This window comes from Rhizobium sp. Leaf311 (assembly GCF_001423445.1).
GTDB lineage: Bacteria > Pseudomonadota > Alphaproteobacteria > Rhizobiales > Rhizobiaceae > Agrobacterium.
Genome location: NZ_LMNZ01000020.1, coordinates 413,316 through 433,212, shown reverse-complemented (window position 1 = coordinate 433,212; position 19,897 = coordinate 413,316). Strand labels below are relative to the sequence as shown.

The following is a 19,897-nucleotide window of genomic DNA, read 5'->3' as shown; positions in this document are numbered from 1 at the left end:
TACGCTGATTAGCGGAACGAACGGGATGCAACGTTGCGAATGTCGTAGCGTGTCAGGCCGATGTCGTTCAGAGCCTGGCTGGAAAGGTTGCCAAGTTCGTTCATCGTGCGGCGGTAGCTCATCCAGTTCTTAGCGATACGGATAGGGTTCATGATATTTGCCTCAATCTAGGTTCGGTTAATTTTCAAACTCTGGTGCGGAGGCTCAGTTCGCTGCGCTCTCTGCTGTTGATCTGTATATACATATGCAACGCAGTGATGTGGAGTGCAGATTTTAGGCGACTGCCATGCGTTTGTGCAATGTGTCGCATATTTTTGCATCTATTAGGCGATGGTGCGTTATTTTTAGGCGGGTAAGATTGGGCAGTCGGAGGCAGATTTTTGCCAAAAAAGAAAAAGGTCCGGAGCCGAAGCTCAAGACCTTTTTTAGCTGTTCTATATGCGCCGCAGCGAGTACTGCGAAGCGGTATTAGATGCCTACAGCTGTACGTGCAACGCGACGGATGTCGCTGCGGCCGATGCCGAGGTCGCTCAGTTCGCGGTCGCTCATGCGACCAAGTTCGTTTACGGTCTGACGATACTTGCGCCAGTTGTTCAGCGAGCGGGTGATGTTCATGATCGTTTCCTTCGTTCGTGTGTCGGCGCCGCTTGGGTCGGCCCGAACTCATTTGCTGAACCGGAATATAATCGGTTTAGAAGAAACAAAAACAGACAATGAAGTATGCCACCTATGCGCCCGACGCATTGCATATGCCCGGAACGATGCGGTTTTGTTAACAATTGCATAATTTGTCGTCATTCGAGCCGTAAACTGCGCGAATGTGACGCACTCTCATGAGGCCCGGTGGGAGAATAGTGCCTGGCAAGCCGATAGCAGCGGAGGGATGCACACAGATGGGCGACTCGCCTCGGTCGGGGAGCCCAATTGGAATGCGCCGTCACCAAACTTTCCGTCGTGGCTTATACATATTGCCATTTCCGGGCTGAGACAGAGCAAATAGCGACGTAAAACCGTCATTTTTCCTTTGCGCTCCCGGAAACGGGTGATATAGAGACGCGCGCTCCGGAAGGCCTCATGTGCCAGATGTTGTTTATGCAGGATTCAAGAGCGCGGGTATGGCGGAATTGGTAGACGCACCAGATTTAGGTTCTGGCGACGAGAGTTGTGGGGGTTCGAGTCCCTCTACCCGCACCACATGAATCGCCGGGAAGAATGTGTGAAGTTTGCTTCGCCGCTTCTCTGGCTCAAGTGCAGTTTTTGCCCGGCAAAATGCTTGTGCATGGATTTTATATAGCCACGGCCGGTGAATTTAGGTTCCGGCGCTGTGCTCGAAAGTAAACCAACGGCTGTCTGAGCACCGCCGCCATGATGTGAAGGTATGAAAATGCAGGTTATCGAAACGCTCGCTGAAGGGCTGAAGCGCGAAATCAAGGTCGTTATTCCGGCCGCCGATATGAAGGCTCGCCTCGATGAGCGCCTGATCGACGCGAAGGACAAGGTTCGCATCAATGGCTTCCGTCCAGGCAAGGTACCGGTTGCTCATCTCAAGAAGATGTACGGCAAGTCGATCATGGCTGATCTCGTCAACGAACTCGTTCGCGACAAGCCTTCCGAAATCATTTCCGGTCGCGGCGAAAAGTCTGCAACGCAGCCGGCAATCTCCATGACCGAAGATCAGGCTGAAGCTGAAAAGATCCTGGCCGCAGAAAGCGACCTGGAATTCACGCTCGCCTACGAAGTCATTCCGGCCATCGAGCTGAAGTCGAACGAAGGCATCAAGGTTACGCGTGAAGTCGTTGAAGTCACAGAAGACGAAATAAACGAGCAGATCCTGAAGATTGCTGAAAGCGCCCGCACATACGAGACCAAGGATGGCAAGGCCGCTGAAGGCGACCGCGTCACCATGAACTACCTCGGCAAGGTCGATGGCGTTGCCTTTGAAGGTGGCGCTGCTGACGACGCAGAACTGGTCATCGGCTCCGGTCGCTTCATTCCTGGCTTCGAAGACCAGCTGGTCGGCGTAAAGGCTGGCGATGAGAAGGCGATCACTGTTACCTTCCCAACGGAATATCCGGCCGCAAACCTTGCTGGCAAGGAAGCCGTCTTCGACATCACCGTCAAGGAAGTTGCTTCTGCTGCCGCCGTTGAAATCAACGATGAACTTGCTTCCAAGCTGGGCCTTGAGTCCGCTGAGAAGCTGAAGGAAATTGTTCGCGGCCAGATCGAAAGCCAGTACAGCAACGTCACACGTCAGAAGGTCAAGCGTCAGATCCTCGACCAGCTGGACGAAGTCTACCAGTTCGAAACCCCGGTTGGTCTCGTTGATGCAGAGTTCGAAAACATCTGGCGTCAGATCAACACGGACCTTGCACAGTCCGGCAAGACCTTTGCTGACGAAGACACGACCGAAGAAGAAGCTCGCGAAGAATATCGCAAGCTTGCAGAGCGTCGCGTTCGTCTCGGCCTCGTTCTTTCCGAAATCGGCGAGAAGGCTGGCGTAGAAGTCACCGAAGAAGAAATGCAGCGCGCGCTGTTCCAGCAGCTGCAGCAGTTCCCAGGCCAGCAGAAGGAAATCCTTGATTTCTTCCGCAACACCCCAGGCGCATCTGCTTCGCTCCGCGCTCCGATCTTCGAAGAGAAGGTCATTGACAAGCTGCTCACCGAAATCTCGGTAACGGACAAGACCGTTACCAAGGAAGAGCTTCTGGCTGACGACTCTGAAGAAGGCGAAAAGGCTGAGAAGAAGCCTGCCAAGAAGAAGGCAGCTGCCAAGGCCGACGCCGCTGAAGGCGAAGAAGCCGCTCCTAAGAAGAAGGCTCCTGCAAAGAAGAAGGCCGCCGAAGGCGACGCTGAATAAGCCTCTTCTGCAAAATATTTTCAAGGGCCGTGGCGAAAGCTGCGGCCTTTTGCTTTTCAGCGACCGTGTCGCTCGGGCCAAGCCATTTCACCGTCGCTGGAAAGCTTGGTGCAGGCAGCGGGGCAATCGCCATTGCAAGAACCGGCTGACGTGGTGAAGCTATGCCATTTCCGGTGTGCATCGTAGCACCACGATCACAATGCAGCGCACAATGACTTTTTGCTGCATCTGCTCTTGTTCATCTCCCGTTCATCTGGCAGACTCTCCTCATTGATTTGCACGAGACGCTCGTCGCAAATCCGTCGCGAAACATCGCGGCCCGGCATCAAGCCCCAGTTTCAACTCTCCATTTGGCGCTATCGACAGCATCGTTGCGCCGGATGATTTTTTCATCGCGCCGGTGCAGCCATCAAAGATGTGCTCACTCGGAAATGGCTCTCAAACAGCCATTGCGCGTGATCTGCCAACTCAAAGCAATCGAGCCGGAAAGACCGATTGCCACAAGCCTTGGTCAAGCACCGTTTTGCCTCCCAGGGGCGGTGCAGCGACAGGCCTGAGGAACAGAGATGATGTGTAAAATGCGTCATGGCCTGCACGCTGCTCTCGTCAGCGCCATAGTTTTATTCTTGTCAGCGGGTGTGGTTCATGCCCAGGAACGCGGCCTAATCTGGTCTCCTGCGAAGAACTCCGATCAATCCTATTCCGCCCGGATCGGTGCGAAATTGCCCGTTGAAACCCCGATCCGTGCCGGTCTTGAAATGGGAATGGTCGGCTCAGAGGGCGGGGCACTGGTAGACACGCCCGTCAAATTCTGGGGCAACATCACGCTGTTGTCTTCCAACCTGCCGGGAGCGAAGATCGCCAGCGATGTTGCCGTCTTGATGAATGCATTGACGGGCTCAAGTGCCTGGACAGTGACGACGTGGCAGAAGCGCATCGCCACTGCGGATCTCGATCTCGAGGCAAACAGGAATATGACGATTCGCTACGATGGCACCGCACAGCAATGGAGCGGGCTGGATGTGTCGCAATCGCTCCGGTTGACGCGTTCGCAGACGGGAACTGCCTTCGTTCTGACGGGTGCCACCCGTGATACCTTCGATGAGTTCGAATCGAGTGTGGCGGTAGAGCAGAAGTTCGGCAAGAACTTCACCGTCACGGGGCAGATTAACCAGAACGATGAGGATCGCTTTCGCCCCTCGGTGAACGCGCGCTACAGCATTCGTTGGTAGCGCGCGCCGTCGTGTCAGACCGTCGCATTTTCGTTCTTGATGTCGCCCATCCGGTTCCAGGCGTCCAGACCGGCAATCTTGTATGCCTCGGCAAGCGTCGGATAGTTGAAGGTGTTTTCAACGAAATATTCGACAGTGCCTTTGAGGTTGAGCACAGCCTGACCGATATGGACGAGTTCGGTCGCCCCTTCACCCACGATGTGGACACCGAGCAGGCGGCGCGTTTTCAGCGAGAAGATCAGCTTCAGCAGGCCGGTATCCAGACCCATGATGTGACCGCGAGATGTTTCGCGGAAACGGGCAATCCCGCACTCATAGGCAATGCCGCGTTCCTTCATTTCCTCTTCGGTAAGACCGCAGGTGGAAATTTCCGGCACTGCATAGATGCCGTAAGGGAAATACTTCTGGGGCTCCATGGCAATGGCGCCTACGGCGACACGAGCGGCGATTCGCCCCTGTTCCATGGAGGTGGAGGCGAGGCTTGGAAAGCCGATGACATCGCCCGCGGCATAGATGCCAGGTACGGATGTCTCAAAGGTTTCCGGGTTCACGGAAAGGCGGCCACGGCTGTCTGCCTCAAGGCCGGCAGCGGCGAGGTTCAGACTATCGGTCGCTCCCATGCGGCCAGCTGCAAACAGCACCATTTCTGTTGTCAGCGTGCGCCCGCTATCCAGCGTTACGGCAACCTTGCCTTCCGGCGTGCGCTCCACCTTGTCGGCCTTTTGCCCAAGAAGCAGCTTCATGTTTCTGTCGCGCAGCTGGTAGGTGAAGTCCTCGACGATTTCCTTGTCGATGAAATCCAGCATGGTCGGCTTGGGATCGATCAGCGTAACAGCTGTGTCCAGCGCACTGAAGATGGTGGCATATTCGATGCCGATGACGCCTGCGCCGATGACCACCATTGAGCGTGGCAGCTTTTCCATTTCCAGCAGTTCATCGCTGTCGATGACCGTCTTTCCATCGAAGGGCATGTAATCTGGCCGGAAGGGGCGGGTGCCGACGGCCAGCAGAATGCTTTTGCCTTTGACGGCAACGACTTCACCATCGTCCTTGGTGATCTCCATGGTGTCGGATGTCAGAAACGTCGCCTTGCCGCGCAAATGGGTTACGCGGTTACGGGCGAACTGATGTTCCAGAACATCGACTTCGTGATCCAGCGTAATCAGAAGGCGACGACGAAGGTCTTCCGCGCTGATTTCCTGTTTGACGCGGTAGGACCGGCCGTAAAAACCGCGCTCGCGCCAGCCGGAAAGATTGAGTGCGGTTTCGCGCATCGTCTTGGATGGAATTGTTCCGGTATGAACGGACACGCCGCCAACGCGGCGACCCTTTTCGATAACCAGAACAGTCTTGTCCAGCTTCGCGGCCTGAATGGCGGCGCGCCTGCCAGCAGGACCGCTACCGACAACAATGAGATCGTACTGGTTCATGAAGAAGCCTCGGAACAGAATTTGCGGTTACTGGACACGGATGTTCCAGTGCGGAGGCGTCGCTGCTCGGAAAAGCGTGATGCCATTCTGATACGGAAGTGATTCCCGTGTCGCTGCACCAAGAGTGCAATGCAACAAATGCCCGCGTCAATGTGTAGCGGAAGAATCTGACGGATTCGTAACCAGCGCAAAAAAAGACGCAAATTGACCTGACATGACTAAACGGGGCACCGGTTTCTTCATCGAAATCAGGGAAGTTCGCCTTCGTTTTCCCGGCGGTGGTGAAGTTTGGCAATCTCCTGCCTCAGGGCTGCGAGCTCGGCCAGAACTTTCACATCGATCTTTTCATGAAGGGAAAGGACTTCCAGCTCTGCTTTAAGATTCACTTCGTAGTCCTTGGCCGCCTCAAAACGGTCTCGCACAGCCTGCCGGTTTTGCGACATCATGATGATAGGTGCCTGAACCGCTGCCAGCATGGAGAGAATGAGATTGAGGAAAATAAAGGGGTAGGGGTCGAATGCACGGGTTGTGAGGACGATGGTGTTGACCACGGCCCAGAGCGCCAGAAAGACGAGGAAGCTTATGATGAAGCCCCATGAGCCGCCAATCCGCGCAATACTGTCGGCCAGTCTTTCTCCAAAGGTCGATTCCTTCGAAAACTCAGCATTCGTATCCGTTGAAATAAGCTTCTTCTGGTGAGCTATATCAACAATGCGCTTCTCCACCTCGCCAATGTCCCGGGAGGAACGCTTGAAATGCGAGGTGATATAATCCGGAATAGCTGCCATTCTGGTCTCCAGCCTACATGAACCGCCGGGAGCTAAAGTCCGGCGCGGATCAAGAGATAAGCTGGCAAGAGTGTCGAATTCAAATGAATTCGGCGGTGTTCAGGATGCCGTCAGCCAGAGGGATTGCCACTGTTCAACCAGTTGAAGCCCGGGAAAAACCGCTCCTTCGCAAACTGCTTGCCAAACATCATGTCGAACTGCAATTGGCGATATTCCGATATCGGAGCAGGTATCTCGCTTGGCCCTGTCAACCAGTCCGGCAATGCAGAGCCGTCTCTTTCCATGAGCATATGCCGATCGATCACGGAGTATGATGCCTGCACCTTGCCCAGAACGCCGGTGTAGAAGGGATCGCCGAGGCCCGCTGTCTTCAAGATGTGGTAGGGCAGCAAGGCCGGGCTGATGGTACCAATGCGGTTATGAAGTCCTGTTCTGGATGACCAGACCACGAGTGGTGTCTCGTGCTCCTTCTTCATCGTTTCAAGCGGCGCGCGGCGGGTCGCCACCATCTCAGGCATATAGCCGCTTTCCACATAGACGTGTCCGAGCGGCGGGAGGTGGTCTCCAAACAGAACGACAATGGTGTCGCGTTCACGGTTCTTTGCCCAGTCGATCAGCCTTGCGAAACTGGCGTCCGCCTCTGCCACGCCCTGAGCATAGGTCGCAAGCGATGCGGCTGCACCATTAGAGAGAGCTCCCGTCACGCCAACGGATCTATCAGCATATCGGTCAGCCTCGTAGGGCCCGTGTCCCTGAAGGGTGACAGCGAATAGAAACAGAGGATTGTCCGCTGCCTCCACCGTCTGAATGATTTCCGTTGTGAGGGCCGCGTCTGAAGCAAACATGCCGCGCTTTTCCATTGCTGGCAGCGTTTCTTCCGAACGGAATTCCTCGAAGCCGAGCGATTTGTAGACCTCGGCGCGGTTCCAGAACCAGGATTGGAACGGGTGTAGCGCAATCGAGGAATAGCCCTCGCTGCGAAAGAAGGTCGCGAGGGAAGGCACGTTTCGGCGAATATATTGCTGATAGGGAATGCTGCCATAGGGCAGGAAGGCATTCGAGAAACCGGTCAGCGCCTCGAACTCGACATTGGCAGTCATGCCGCCAAATTCGGGCGAGAAAACATGGCCGGATTGTCTGGCGCGTATCGAAGGCATCGGATCTCTGGACAGAGCCACATCAGGAACCCGGGTAGGGTCCCAGAGCGACTCACTCATGATCATGATGACATCCGGCCGCGTGCTGTGGTTCACGGCAAAGGCAGAGCCATCGGATGGGATGTCAGCGATTGTGTTTTCACCATAGCCTGCGGGTGCGGAGACATTCGCCATGGGAATGTTGAATGTGAAGGCAAGCAGGAAGCCGTTATGCCGGTAATTCTCCTTCTGATCCCACATCATGGGAATGATGTTGAGCCGGTCGCGCACCCAGGAATAGTGCGAATATTCCATCAGCGAACCAAGCCCCGCCAGCAAAGGAAGTGCGAGCACCAGCCGAAGGAAGCGTGCTTTTGCCGCCATCGCCGGTGTATACATGCGAATAAAGTGCCAGATCATCACACCGGATGCGACGGCCAGAACAAGGCCTGCCGCAAGTGCGACCGCGGTAACGGGCTGGGCTTTCAGCATGGCCGGCAACAGCTGCAGTATTTGCCGGCCGAACAACAGATCGGAGGGGTAGAGCGGATCTGACAGATAAAGCTGCTTTTGATGCGACATGAAGGCCGTGACCAGCAAAACCGGGGCGGCCACCAGAAGCGATTGATAGTGTCTGCCGAACAGCGCATCGAGTGCCGTGAGACAAAGCATGACCGCGACCAGAGTCGTGAGACCGGGGCGCGCTGGTGAAAACAGGAACGTGCCGATGTCATGCAGGGAGCCTCGCGCAATCCACTCCATGCAGACAATCAGCAGCAGGGCAGCAAGCGCAAGATTCAGAACCGGATAGACATCGCCAACAACTCTGTCCGGGTTGCGCGTCAAAGGTTTCGAAAGGACGAGCTTCATCCTTTCGGCAACCGCTCTGGGCACCGAATTCCTCAATTTTCAACTCCGGCAGTGTGTCTGCGCCCGTGAATCAGGCGTCATGAAAGTGTCATGTAACTGTCACATAAGCGGGGTGAATGCGACATGAACTATGCGGAATCCACAGGTGCCCGGAATAACCTTTGCGTGAGGCGCATTGCCAATGTCTGGTCGCCGTTTTTTAAGCCAGTTGAACAGCTTGCGTTGCGCGCCGGACGGGAGCGCGGTAAATGAGAGTCATGAGCCAAGTACACACCAATCCCAATGTTCTGCGAATTGCCGTCGGGCAGTTCAACCCAACCGTCGGCGATGTCGCGGGTAACCTTGCCAAGGCACGTGAAGCGCGTGCCGATGCGACTGCCCAGGGCGCGGACCTGCTGCTCCTCACCGAGCTTTTCATCTCCGGCTATCCGCCGGAAGATCTTGTCTTGAAGCCATCCTTCCTCAAGGCCTGCCTGAAGGCGGTGGAGGAACTGGCGGCTGAAACGGCAGATGGCGGTCCGGGTGTCATCATTGGCTTGCCGCGTCAGGGCGAAATGGGACGGCACAATTCCGTCGCGCTGCTGGATGGCGGCAAGATCGTTGCGCTGCGTGACAAGGTAGATTTGCCGAATTACGGCGAGTTTGATGAGAAGCGCGTCTTTGCCGAAGGCTCGATTTCCGGCCCCTATAATTTCCGTGGCGTGCGTATCGGTATTCCCATCTGTGAGGAAATCTGGAACGATTTCGGCGTCTGCGAAACACTGGCCGAAAGCGGTGCGGAAATTCTGCTGGTGCCGAATGGCTCGCCCTATTACCGCGGCAAGGTGGATGTTCGGCATCAGGTGGCATTGCGCCAGGTCATAGAAAGCGGGCTGCCGCTCGTCTTCGCCAATCAGGTTGGCGGACAGGATGAGCTTGTTTTCGATGGCGCAAGCTTTGCTTTCAACGCCGACAAGACGCTGGCCTTCCAGATGAGCCAGTTCGAAAGCACCCTTGCGGTGATGGACTGGAAACGCACGGAAAAAGGCTGGCACTGCAGCGAGGGACCCTTCTCCCAGATACCCGAGGGTGAGGAGGCGGATTACCGCGCCTGTATGCTGGGCTTCCGCGATTATGTAAACAAGAATGGCTTCAAGAGCGTCGTGCTGGGCCTTTCTGGCGGCATCGATTCGGCCATCTGCGCCGCCATTGCGGTCGATGCCCTGGGTGAGGAGCGGGTGCGCTGCATCATGCTACCGTACCGCTACACATCAGACGAATCGCTGAAGGATGCGGCGGAATGCGCCAAGGCACTCGGTTGCCGTTACGACATCGTGCCGATCGCCGAGCCGGTCGATGGCTTCATGACGGCGTTGACGGAGCTTTTTGAAGGTACCGAAGAGGGCATTACCGAAGAAAACCTGCAAAGCCGCGCACGTGGCACCATTCTCATGGCCATCTCCAACAAGTTCGGCTCCATGGTGGTCACAACCGGAAACAAGTCCGAGATGTCAGTGGGGTATGCCACGCTTTACGGCGATATGAACGGCGGCTTCAACCCCATCAAGGACCTTTACAAGATGCAGGTCTACGGCATCTCCAAATGGCGTAACAGCCATGTGCCGCCGGGCGCGCTCGGTCCTTCCGGTGAGGTCATTCCCGCCAACATCATCTCGAAGGCACCTTCTGCGGAGCTTAGACCCAACCAGACCGACCAGGATTCGCTGCCGCCTTATCCCGTTCTCGACGATATTCTCGAGTGCCTTGTTGAACTGGAAATGTCGGTGGAGGAGATTGTGGCGCGCGGTCATGATGTTGCGACCGTGCATCGCATCGAGCACCTGCTATATCTGGCCGAATACAAACGCCGCCAGTCTGCGCCGGGTGTGAAGATCACCAAGAAGAATTTCGGACGCGACCGCCGCTATCCGATTACCAATCGCTTCCGGGACAGGTAGCGAATTGAGCGGCGCGTCATGAACCGCGCCGCTCGTCTGCCTAGATGACTTGCGCCACATCGATCCGGTTTCCGTCCGGATCCTCGAAAACGAATGCCCGCAAGCCGTAGTCCTTTGTTTCCAGTCTTTTGATGATCCGTAATCCGTAGTCACTGCAAAGGCGGTGGACTGCATCTACGTCGCTTACCAGCATGTGCGCGACGTTAAACGGCGGAGATTTGTGAGCTGGCTGCAATGTCAGATGCAACTCGGCATCATCTCGCTTCAAGATCATGAAGCCGACGGGATTTCCGTTTTCGAACGTCTTTTGAAAGCCGAGTATGCTGGCGTAGAAATTGTGAGCTTTCTGGACATCCTTGACAGGAAGCATTGGCGCCACTCGGCCAAACCGGATGGGTTGATCAGCGATGGTCGTCATCGCGGAACCTCAATATTGGGAAAAACCGGCTCAGAGAATGCGGGCGGTGCCGCAACGCTGCCGTCTTCCGTTTTTAAATTTACAGGACGGTGCCTGCGGCAATAGAGTCATATCCATCATCCTGGCTGATGCAAACAGGTTATCGACTTTTGCCCGTCCAGGATCCGTAATCTAGTGGGAGTCACGATGCGCAGTTCCGTTGAAATCTTCAACATCCGCACCCGGCAGAACCGGGTCATCTGGCAGACATCGGAACTGTTCGAGGCACCGAACTGGTCGCCGGACGGGTCTTACCTGCTGCTCAACAGCAATGGTTTGCTTTATCGGTTGTCACTCGGTGGTGAAGCAGTGCTGACGCCTGTCGACACGGGCTTCGCCAGAGAGTGTAACAACGACCACGGCATTTCTCCGGACGGTTCGCTCTATGCCATCTCCGACAAGGTCGAGTTTGGCAAGAGCGCGATTTATCTCGTGCCATCACAGGGCGGTACGCCTCGATTGATGACCCACAATCTGCCGTCCTACTGGCATGGCTGGTCACCAGATGGCCGGAACTTCGCCTATTGCGGCATCCGAGATCAGGTATTCGATATCTACTCGATGGATGTCGAGCATGGCGTTGAAACCCGTCTGACCCATGGAGAAGGCCGCAATGACGGGCCGGATTACTCGGCGGATGGGCAGTGGATTTATTTCAACTCCAGCCGCACCGGCCTGATGCAGATATGGCGCGTGAAGGTCGACGGATCGGTTGTCGAGCGCATCACGGACAGTCAGTACGGAGACTGGTTTCCGCATCCGTCACCCAGCGGTGACAAGGTGGTCTTCGTTTCCTACGATGCCGATGTCTTTGATCATCCGCGCGACCTCAACGTCCGTGTTCGCATGATGGACCCAGACGGGGCGAATGTAGAAACACTGTTTGAGCTGTTTGGCGGGCAGGGCACAATGAACTCGCCCAACTGGTCACCTGATGGTGACGAGTTTGCCTATGTCAGGTATTTCGCCGTCTGAAACGGCCATTTACTGGCACGTGGGTCATCCGAAGAGAAGGAAAGCTCCTGACGAGCTTTCCCTGATTTTCGCGGCGCTCGATCTTTAGATATCGAGGTTTTCTGCGAAGGCCGAGCGGTCCTGAATGAAGCGGAAACGGGCATCGGGCTTGGTGCCCATGAGATTATCCACCGCCTCGCGCGTACCTTCAAAATCCACATCGTCTATTTCCACCCGCAGCAGGGTGCGCTTGGATGGATCCATCGTGGTTTCTTTCAGCTGCGCCGGCATCATTTCGCCGAGGCCTTTGAAGCGGCCAATTTCCACCTTCTTGCCCTTGAAAACCGTCTCCATGAGTTCGGCGCGGTGCGCGTCATCTCGGGCATAGACTGTCTTGGCACCCTGACGGATGACGTAAAGTGGCGGCACCGCGAGGTAGAGGTGATTGCCACGGATCAGTTCCGGCATTTCCTGATAGAAGAAGGTGATGAGCAGCGATGCGATGTGCGCGCCGTCCACGTCGGCATCGGTCATGATGACGATGCGTTCGTAGCGCAGGTCTTCCTCGCGGTATTTGGTGCGCGTTCCACAACCGAGCGCCTGAATTAGATCGGCGATCTGCTGATTGGCCGAAAGCTTTTCACGGCTGGCACTGCCAACGTTTAGGATTTTGCCACGCAAAGGCAAAATTGCCTGATTGGCGCGGTTGCGCGCCTGTTTGGCAGAACCGCCAGCCGAGTCACCTTCGACGATGAAGAGTTCCGCACCTTCTGCCGTGTTCTGCGAGCAGTCTGCCAGCTTGCCGGGAAGCCGAAGCTTGCGCACAGCGGTCTTGCGGTTGACTTCCTTTTCCTTGCGGCGGCGCAGGCGCTCTTCACACCGTTCGATAACCCAATCCAGCAGCTTGGCCGCTTCGTTCGGGTTACCGGCAAGATAGTGGTCGAAGGGGTCGCGAAGCGCATTCTCGACGATACGCTGGGCTTCTACCGTCGCCAGCTTGTCCTTGGTCTGGCCCACAAATTCCGGCTCGCGGATGAAAACCGAGAGCATGCCGACGGCAGAGATCATCACGTCGTCGGTGGTAATTTCACGGGCGCGCTTGTTCTGCGTCAGCTCCGCATAGTTCTTGAGACCCTTGGTCAGCGCGATGCGAAGGCCGGCTTCGTGGGTGCCGCCTTCAGGCGTCGGAATGGTGTTGCAATAGGAATGCAGCTGCGCATCGCCACCATACCAGGTCACGGCCCACTCCATGGCGCCGTGTCCACCGGTCTTTTCCGTCCGTCCGGAGAATATCTCGCGGGTAACGGTGAAGTCCTTGCCAAGCGTTGCCGCCAGATAGTCTTTCAAACCACCGGGAAAATGGAATACGGCCTTTTCCGGAATGTCACCATCCGGGGGCACCATGCCGGGATCGCAGCTCCAGCGAATTTCCACGCCACCAAAAAGGTAGGCCTTGGAACGCGCCATGCGGAAAATGCGGGCCGGATCGAAGCGGGCGTGATCGCCAAAAATCTGCGGATCGGGATGGAAGCGCACACGCGTTCCCCGGCGGTTATGCACATCGCCCAGCTCTTCCAGTCCGCCCTGCGGCACACCGCGCGAGAAACGCTGACGATATAGCTTGCGGTTGCGCGCAACTTCAACTTCCAGAACATCCGAGAGCGCATTGACGACAGACACGCCCACGCCATGCAGACCGCCGGACGTTTCATAAGCCTTGCCATCGAATTTACCGCCGGCGTGAAGCTTGGTCATGATGACTTCAAGCGTCGATTTGCCGGGAACCTGGGGATGGTTTTCCACAGGGATACCGCGACCATTATCGCTCACGGTCAGGAAGCCCTCGGCATCCAGATGGACTTCGATGAAATTTGCGTGCCCGGCAACGGCTTCGTCCATCGAGTTATCGATGACTTCGGCAAACAGATGGTGAAGTGCTTTCTCGTCCGTGCCGCCAATATACATGCCCGGACGCATACGCACGGGCTCAAGGCCTTCCAGCACGCGGATGGAGGAAGCACCGTAATCATCGCCGGACGATGTGCTGACAAGCGCGGGCTTTGGCGCGGCGGAAACGGCCTTAACGGCTGCCACAGGCGCGGCCTCCCGTTTGTCGATCTCCTGACGTTGCGGTGCGGCTTGGCTTGAAAATAGGTCGTTGCTATCGTCCATTGTACCCAGTTCGATCAGAATTTGGCCATGCGAATCAGTGTGTTTTGCCAGAAACGGCAGAACATACTGTTACTCAAGCACGGAATAATCGGGTTTGCGTCATCGACAAGGATTGCGCTGCCCCCGCCCGGATGACAAGTGTTCTGGCTCAAATGAAACGGTTACTCAAGGCATGTCCACAGCTATCTTCACCTTTTGTACTCTTTTTTGCCTGTCTGTTGCGATAACGCCCGCCCATGCCCAAAACAGTGGCGGTCCGCTTCGGCCTTTCAAGGATGAGCTGTTTTCCAACCAGACCGTGCTCTCGACTGACGATGGCGGTGCCTCCAATGTTATCGACTATAATGAGATGCGCGATATCAACGGCCGGGACGAGAGCCCGGAACGGCGCGTGAAACGGGACTATGTCGATCTCTCGCCAAAGAAATATCAGGCCATGGAAACGATCGACGCCGGGGGCAGGGCGCTCGAAGTCGGACGGGTCGGGGCTGCATCCGGGCAGGCATTCACGGTCATTTTCATCCACGGCCGCGCCGGGGATCGCAGGCTTGGAATGAACGACTACACATTCGGGGGCAATTTCAATCGCCTGAAGAATCTGGCTGTCGCCAATGGTGGCACTTACTACGCGCCAACCGTCCGCAATTTCGATGAGAAGGGCGTGGCGGATATTGCTGCGCTGATCGCCGATGCGCGTGCAAAATCCGGCGGTCGTCCTGTTATTCTTGCCTGCGCCTCAATGGGCAGCTTCATCTGCTACGGCATCAGCCGCGATCAGAAAGCCGTCTCCGATCTCAAGGGCATGGCCATACTGGGTGGCGCGGTTGATCCCGACTTTCCAAAAAGCGCCTATGTGAAGGCTAAAAAACCGGTCTGGTTTACCCATGGCAGCGAAGACAAGGTCTATTCGGCCGAGCAGCAGGCGACCATTTTTCGCAGCCTTTTGAAAGCTGGCCTGTCAACTCGCTTCACGCTTTATAAAACCGGGACGCACGGTACTCCGGTACGCATGACGGATTGGAAGGCGGTATTGAACTTCCTGCTCGTGCACTGAGCGGTGAAGGCGCCGCCCGGCGAAAAAAGCGACTTAATGGCACGATTTTAATCAATGTTTTGAGCGAAAATCGTTCTTTTTAGTACCAAATCGAATTTGTAGCCTTTAAGACTCACCTAAACCCTCCATGACAGGTGCCTGATGCGTTTGAGCACCCTATGAAGCAAAAGGAATGGATCGCTTATGACACCTGATGTCCGCCCGCTCGTCGCTGGAAACTGGAAGATGAACGGAACCCGCCAGTCGCTCGATCAGATCAAGGCGATGGCCGAAGGTGTCAAAGGATCGCTCGCTGGCAAGATTGATGCGCTGATCTGCCCGCCTTCAACGCTGCTCTATGTGGCGACTGCGTTGTGCGATGACAGCCCGCTCCTGATTGGCGCGCAGGATTGCCACCAGAACCCGTCTGGTGCCCATACGGGCGATATCTCCGCTGAAATGGTCGCCGATTGCTTTGGCACCCACGTTATCGTCGGCCATTCGGAACGGCGCACTGACCATGCCGAGACCGACCATCTGGTACGGGCCAAGGCATCTGCCGCCCATGCGGCGGAATTGGTGGCAATCGTCTGCATCGGTGAGACGGCTGACGAGCGCAAGTCCGGCCAGACGCTCGATGTTCTCAAGCGCCAGCTTGCAGGCTCCCTGCCGGATGAGGCGACGGCCGCCGATACCGTGATTGCCTATGAACCCGTCTGGGCAATCGGCACTGGGCTTACGCCCACCACGGACGATGTGCGCGAAGCACATGCCTTCATGCGTGAAGAGCTGGTCAAGCGCTTCGGCGCCGAGGGCAAGGTCATGCGCATTCTCTATGGTGGCTCGGTCAAGCCGACCAATGCGCTGGAACTGATGGGCGTAGAGAATGTCGATGGCGCGCTGATTGGCGGCGCCAGCTTGAAAGCGACGGATTTCCTGTCCATCTATGCGGCATATGAGCAATTGACAGCTTGATCACGTCTTTCGTCCTTGAGGGGCTTGGAATACGCTTTCGCCTCATGTAAAGAGCCGCAAACTTCTTCATTGTGCTCCAGTTGGGGCATGGAATGGATTGTCATGCAGAACGTACTGATTGTTATTCACCTCATGATCGTGCTGGCCCTGGTCGGCGTGGTCCTGATCCAGCGGTCCGAAGGCGGTGGTCTTGGTATCGGCGGTGGTTCGGGCTTCATGTCCGCCCGCGGTACGGCAAATGCCCTGACACGCACCACAGCCATTCTTGCGGCACTGTTTTTCGCAACATCGCTCGGTCTCGGTCTGTTGACCCGGTATGAAGCACGTCCAACCGATATTCTGGATCGCATTCCCGCCACGCAGGGGCAGGGCAATGGTATTCTGGATACGCTTGGTCCTTCGTCCGCTACGCCGCCTGCCAATCAGGCTCCGTCGCAGAATGGCGTTCCGTCCACCAACAACGGTGCAGCCGCACCGGCAACTGGAACGACGCCAGCAGCGCCAGCCACTCCGGCTCCGGCCAATTCCAACGCAGTTCCAACCGGCCAATAAAACCGGTTCAAGCATATCACTCCGGCAGGCCAAAAGCCTGCCGGTTTTCTTTTGTTCACATTCCGGCCAAGCGGACGCGTTCCAGAAATGGAATGTGGATGTTCCAAAATTTGTGCTGGCGGAATCACTCATTTAAAGGTAAGCGGTAAATCCCATGGCGCGATATGTATTCATCACAGGCGGCGTGGTCTCCTCACTTGGTAAGGGCATTGCGGCCGCAGCACTCGGAGCGTTGTTGCAGTCCCGTGGTTATCGGGTTCGGCTTCGCAAACTAGACCCCTATCTCAATGTCGATCCAGGTACGATGAGCCCCACCCAGCACGGTGAGGTTTTCGTGACGGATGACGGAGCGGAGACTGACCTCGATCTCGGTCACTATGAGCGCTTTACCGGGCGTTCGGCCACCAAGACCGACAACATCACCACGGGTCGCATCTACAAGAACATCATCGATAAGGAACGTCGCGGCGATTATCTCGGCGCGACGGTGCAGGTCATTCCCCACGTCACAAACGAAATCAAGAATTTCGTGACCGAGGGAAATGAAGAATACGACTTTGTCATCTGCGAAATCGGCGGCACGGTGGGCGATATTGAAGCCATGCCGTTCATGGAAGCCATCCGTCAGGCCAAGAACGACCTGCCACGCGGCACGGCCATCTTCGTTCATCTGACGTTGATGCCTTACATTCCCGCTGCTGGCGAGTTGAAGACGAAGCCGACGCAGCATTCGGTCAAGGAATTGCAGGCGCTGGGTATTCACCCCGATATTCTGCTGGTGCGTGCCGACCGCGAAATTCCCGAAGCCGAACGTCGCAAGCTTTCGCTGTTCTGCAACGTGCGTCCTTCCGCCGTCATCCAGGCGCTGGATGTTGCCAATATTTACGACGTGCCGATGGCCTACCACAAGGAAGGTCTCGACAATGAGGTTCTGGCAGCGTTCGGCATCGAGCCTGCTCCCAAGCCACGCCTTGAGCTGTGGGAAGAGGTTTGTAACCGTATTCACACGCCGGAAGGCGAAGTCACGATTGCCATCGTTGGCAAATATACCGGCCTGAAGGATGCCTATAAGTCTCTGATCGAAGCCCTGCATCACGGCGGCATTGCCAACCGTGTGAAGGTGAAGCTGGAATGGATCGAGTCGGAGGTCTTCGAAAAAGAAGATCCTTCGCCGTATCTGGAAAAGGTCGACGCCATCCTCGTTCCCGGTGGCTTTGGTGAGCGTGGATCTGAAGGCAAGATCCGTGCGGCGCAGTTCGCACGCGAGCGTCAGGTTCCGTATTTCGGCATCTGCTTTGGAATGCAGATGGCAGTCGTGGAAGCGGCACGCAATCTTGCTGGCATCGAAGACGCATCCTCGACCGAATTCGGTACGACGTCACAGCCGGTTGTTGGCCTGATGACCGAATGGGTAAAGGGCAACGAGCTTGAAAAGCGCAACGCAGCCGGCGACCTCGGTGGCACGATGCGTCTTGGTGCTTACAAGGCATCGCTCAAAAAGGACACCAAGATCGCGGAAATCTACGGCTCCACCGACATTTCCGAACGCCACCGCCACCGTTACGAGGTGAACGTGGATTACAAGGACCGCCTCGAAAGCTGCGGCCTCGTCTTCTCGGGCATGTCTCCGGACGGCGTTCTTCCTGAGACCATCGAGTATCCCGATCACCCATGGTTTATCGGCGTACAATACCACCCAGAACTCAAGAGCCGTCCGCTCGATCCGCACCCGCTCTTTGCCAGCTTCATCGAAGCCGCGCTGGAGCGTAGCCGGTTGGTTTGAGTTGAGGTTGTTGAGTGAGAATTGGAAAAGGCCGCAGCGATGCGGCCTTTTTCGTTAATTGCCTTCGCGCCAGACTGGACATCGAACACTCAGGCTGACCAACAACGACGACCGGCTTGATGGGGACGAGAATGGTTTTCGCAAGTATCCCTAACATTTTAACAGTATTTAAATACTGGCTGTTTTAGTTATTTACTAGACAGTTTCACCGAGCCGCGATGATCGCGAGCGATGGTTGTCATCAATCATCAACTGCCGATTCTTCCGTAGTGGCACTGGCTTCGCTCAGTGAGCGTCTTCTGGTGTATTGCTGCGCCCTAGGCGATCAACAGGGTTCTCCAGAAATCATGTCATTTCTTAAAAACGCGAGCATACGCACGAAAATACTCGCTCTCGTCCTGCCACTCTGTGTCGTGGGGTTGGGTGCGACGGCCTTTATGTCGAGCAGCTTCAAGAGTGCCGATAACAGTTACACGGATTTTATCTCCAACGACACGGCCGGCGTGACAGCAATGGCTCGGGCGAACAGAAATCTCGCCGCGACCGCCTATGGTGCCTATCAAACTCTCGCCTACGGCCGCGACACTCCCGGCATGAAAGCAGCAGTGACGCTTTATGCGGACGCCAAAGCAAAGCTGTTTGATCGATTGGAGACAACGGCTAAACTTCTGCCTGCCGAAAAGCCAACCGTCGACGCCTTTATTTCCAGGGCGAAAGAAGTAACTGCGTTGACGGATGACGCAGTCCGTCTGGGCTCGATGGATCAGGATGATGCGGCGAAGGCGGCACTGGCAAAAGCAGACGCGATGATTGTGCCGCTGGCAGCCGATGCATCCAAATTCCTGGATAAGGTTATGACTGATGTCGCAGAAAGAAGTCACGCGTTGAGCGAACAGGCGGACTCGACGATTCTTTGGTCGCTGATCTTCGTCGGTCTCACATTCGCGCTTGGCATCGTTGCTTCGCTCGTGGTTGCTGCCAAGGGTATTACCACGCCAATCGCGAATTTGTCCAAGCGCATGATAACGCTGGCCAACGGCCAGACAGATGCGCCGGTTGATGGGCAGGATCGTAAAGACGAAGTGGGACAAATGGCGCAGGCGGTCTCGGTCTTTCGTACCAACGCGCTGGAGACCATTCGCCTCGAAAAGGAAGCCGCAGCAAACCGCAGCATGTCTGAAAAAGAACGTGCAGACAACGAAGCCCAGAAGGCGAGGGATGCCGCAGATACCCAGTTCGCTGTCGATCATCTCGCAAAGGCACTTAACCGTCTGGCAGACGGTGATGTCGCCTATCGCATTGAAACGCCATTCGCTGCGCATCTCGATACGCTCCGCGCAAACTTCAACAGCTCCGTAGGCAATCTTAACGACGCACTGCGTGCCGTTGGCCAGAATGCCCGTGGCATCGATGCCGGCGCAAACGAGATCCGCTCCGCCGCAGACGATCTTTCCAAGCGCACCGAACAGCAGGCAGCATCCGTCGAGGAAACCGCAGCTGCTCTGGAAGAAATCACCACCACAGTGAAGGATTCCAGCCGTCGCGCCGAAGAAGTGGGCGGCCTTGTTTCCAAGGCCCGTCAGGGTGCGGAAAAATCCGGCGACGTCGTTCGTCAGGCCGTGACTGCCATGAACGAAATCGAACGCTCCTCGGGCGAGATCACCAACATCATCAGCGTTATCGATGAAATTGCCTTCCAGACCAACCTTTTGGCGCTCAAT

General features: G+C 56.2%; 16 protein-coding genes and 1 tRNA gene. 10 read left to right on the top strand and 7 right to left on the bottom strand.

Annotation, left to right across the window (positions count from 1 at the left end; genetic code table 11):
- Positions 1-8: 8 nt before the first annotated feature.
- Both ASF69_RS22875 and ASF69_RS22870 read right to left on the bottom strand, forming a co-directional pair.
- Entirely contained in the window at positions 9-152 is a 144-nt protein-coding gene (locus tag ASF69_RS22875; RefSeq protein ID WP_082469785.1) for a DUF1127 domain-containing protein, read from the bottom strand.
- Between the two features lie 316 nt (positions 153-468).
- On the bottom strand, positions 469-615 hold the full coding sequence (locus ASF69_RS22870; RefSeq protein WP_082469784.1) for a DUF1127 domain-containing protein: 147 nt from the start codon (positions 613-615) through the stop codon (positions 469-471).
- Positions 616-1,109: 494 nt separating this feature from the next.
- Between ASF69_RS22870 and ASF69_RS18885 the strand changes: the two genes are divergently transcribed.
- The 3 genes from ASF69_RS18885 to ASF69_RS18875 all read left to right on the top strand — a co-directional run bounded on the left by ASF69_RS18885 (position 1,110) and on the right by ASF69_RS18875 (position 4,089).
- A tRNA-Leu gene (locus ASF69_RS18885) sits at positions 1,110-1,194 on the top strand.
- Between the two features lie 190 nt (positions 1,195-1,384).
- Entirely contained in the window at positions 1,385-2,857 is a 1,473-nt protein-coding gene (gene tig / locus ASF69_RS18880) for a trigger factor (RefSeq protein WP_062589761.1), read from the top strand.
- A gap of 566 nt (positions 2,858-3,423) precedes the next feature.
- Complete coding sequence (locus ASF69_RS18875) at positions 3,424-4,089, top strand: hypothetical protein (RefSeq protein WP_244475519.1); 666 nt, start codon at positions 3,424-3,426, stop codon at positions 4,087-4,089.
- A 14-nt stretch (positions 4,090-4,103) separates the two neighbouring features.
- Here ASF69_RS18875 and sthA read toward each other — a convergent pair whose 3' ends face one another.
- The 3 genes from sthA to ASF69_RS18860 form a co-directional block, all read right to left on the bottom strand.
- Positions 4,104-5,519 carry a Si-specific NAD(P)(+) transhydrogenase gene (sthA, locus tag ASF69_RS18870; protein ID WP_062589759.1) on the bottom strand — a complete coding sequence of 472 codons (1,416 nt, stop codon included), beginning with the start codon at positions 5,517-5,519 and terminating at the stop codon, positions 4,104-4,106.
- A gap of 248 nt (positions 5,520-5,767) precedes the next feature.
- Entirely contained in the window at positions 5,768-6,307 is a 540-nt protein-coding gene (locus tag ASF69_RS18865; RefSeq protein ID WP_062589757.1) for a DUF1003 domain-containing protein, read from the bottom strand.
- A 110-nt stretch (positions 6,308-6,417) separates the two neighbouring features.
- A complete protein-coding gene (locus ASF69_RS18860) occupies positions 6,418-8,313 on the bottom strand; it encodes an LTA synthase family protein (RefSeq protein ID WP_062589756.1) in 1,896 nt (631 codons plus the stop codon).
- Between the two features lie 257 nt (positions 8,314-8,570).
- Here ASF69_RS18860 and ASF69_RS18855 point away from each other — a divergent pair, with 257 nt between their 5' ends.
- Complete coding sequence (locus ASF69_RS18855; protein ID WP_062589755.1) at positions 8,571-10,250, top strand: NAD+ synthase; 1,680 nt, start codon at positions 8,571-8,573, stop codon at positions 10,248-10,250.
- A 40-nt stretch (positions 10,251-10,290) separates the two neighbouring features.
- Here ASF69_RS18855 and ASF69_RS18850 read toward each other — a convergent pair whose 3' ends face one another.
- The gene (locus tag ASF69_RS18850) at positions 10,291-10,668 is read right to left on the bottom strand and encodes a glyoxalase superfamily protein (RefSeq protein ID WP_062589754.1); all 378 of its coding nucleotides are present in this window, start codon (positions 10,666-10,668) and stop codon (positions 10,291-10,293) included.
- 186 nt (positions 10,669-10,854) lie between these two features.
- On the opposite strand from ASF69_RS18850, the gene ASF69_RS18845 reads away from it, so the two are divergent.
- Positions 10,855-11,682 (top strand): TolB family protein, encoded by an 828-nt coding sequence (locus ASF69_RS18845; protein WP_062589753.1) that lies wholly within the window; start codon positions 10,855-10,857, stop codon positions 11,680-11,682.
- An 84-nt stretch (positions 11,683-11,766) separates the two neighbouring features.
- Here the strand turns inward: ASF69_RS18845 and parE are convergent, their stop codons facing one another.
- Positions 11,767-13,779, bottom strand: a complete 2,013-nt coding sequence (parE, locus tag ASF69_RS18840; protein ID WP_244475525.1) for a DNA topoisomerase IV subunit B — start codon at positions 13,777-13,779, stop codon at positions 11,767-11,769.
- Positions 13,780-14,005: 226 nt separating this feature from the next.
- Between parE and ASF69_RS18835 the strand changes: the two genes are divergently transcribed.
- The 5 genes from ASF69_RS18835 to ASF69_RS18815 all read left to right on the top strand — a co-directional run.
- Positions 14,006-14,887, top strand: coding sequence for a phospholipase (locus ASF69_RS18835; RefSeq protein WP_062589751.1), 882 nt, complete (start codon positions 14,006-14,008; stop codon positions 14,885-14,887).
- A 183-nt stretch (positions 14,888-15,070) separates the two neighbouring features.
- Positions 15,071-15,841, top strand: coding sequence for a triose-phosphate isomerase (gene tpiA / locus ASF69_RS18830; protein ID WP_062589750.1), 771 nt, complete (start codon positions 15,071-15,073; stop codon positions 15,839-15,841).
- A gap of 102 nt (positions 15,842-15,943) precedes the next feature.
- A complete protein-coding gene (gene secG / locus ASF69_RS18825) occupies positions 15,944-16,393 on the top strand; it encodes a preprotein translocase subunit SecG (protein ID WP_062589911.1) in 450 nt (149 codons plus the stop codon).
- Between the two features lie 154 nt (positions 16,394-16,547).
- Positions 16,548-18,176: a CTP synthase gene (locus ASF69_RS18820; RefSeq protein ID WP_062589749.1), complete on the top strand. Its 1,629-nt coding sequence runs from the start codon at positions 16,548-16,550 to the stop codon at positions 18,174-18,176.
- A 347-nt stretch (positions 18,177-18,523) separates the two neighbouring features.
- Positions 18,524-19,897: methyl-accepting chemotaxis protein (locus tag ASF69_RS18815; RefSeq protein WP_062589748.1), on the top strand; the 1,374-nt coding region annotated here is incomplete at its 3' end.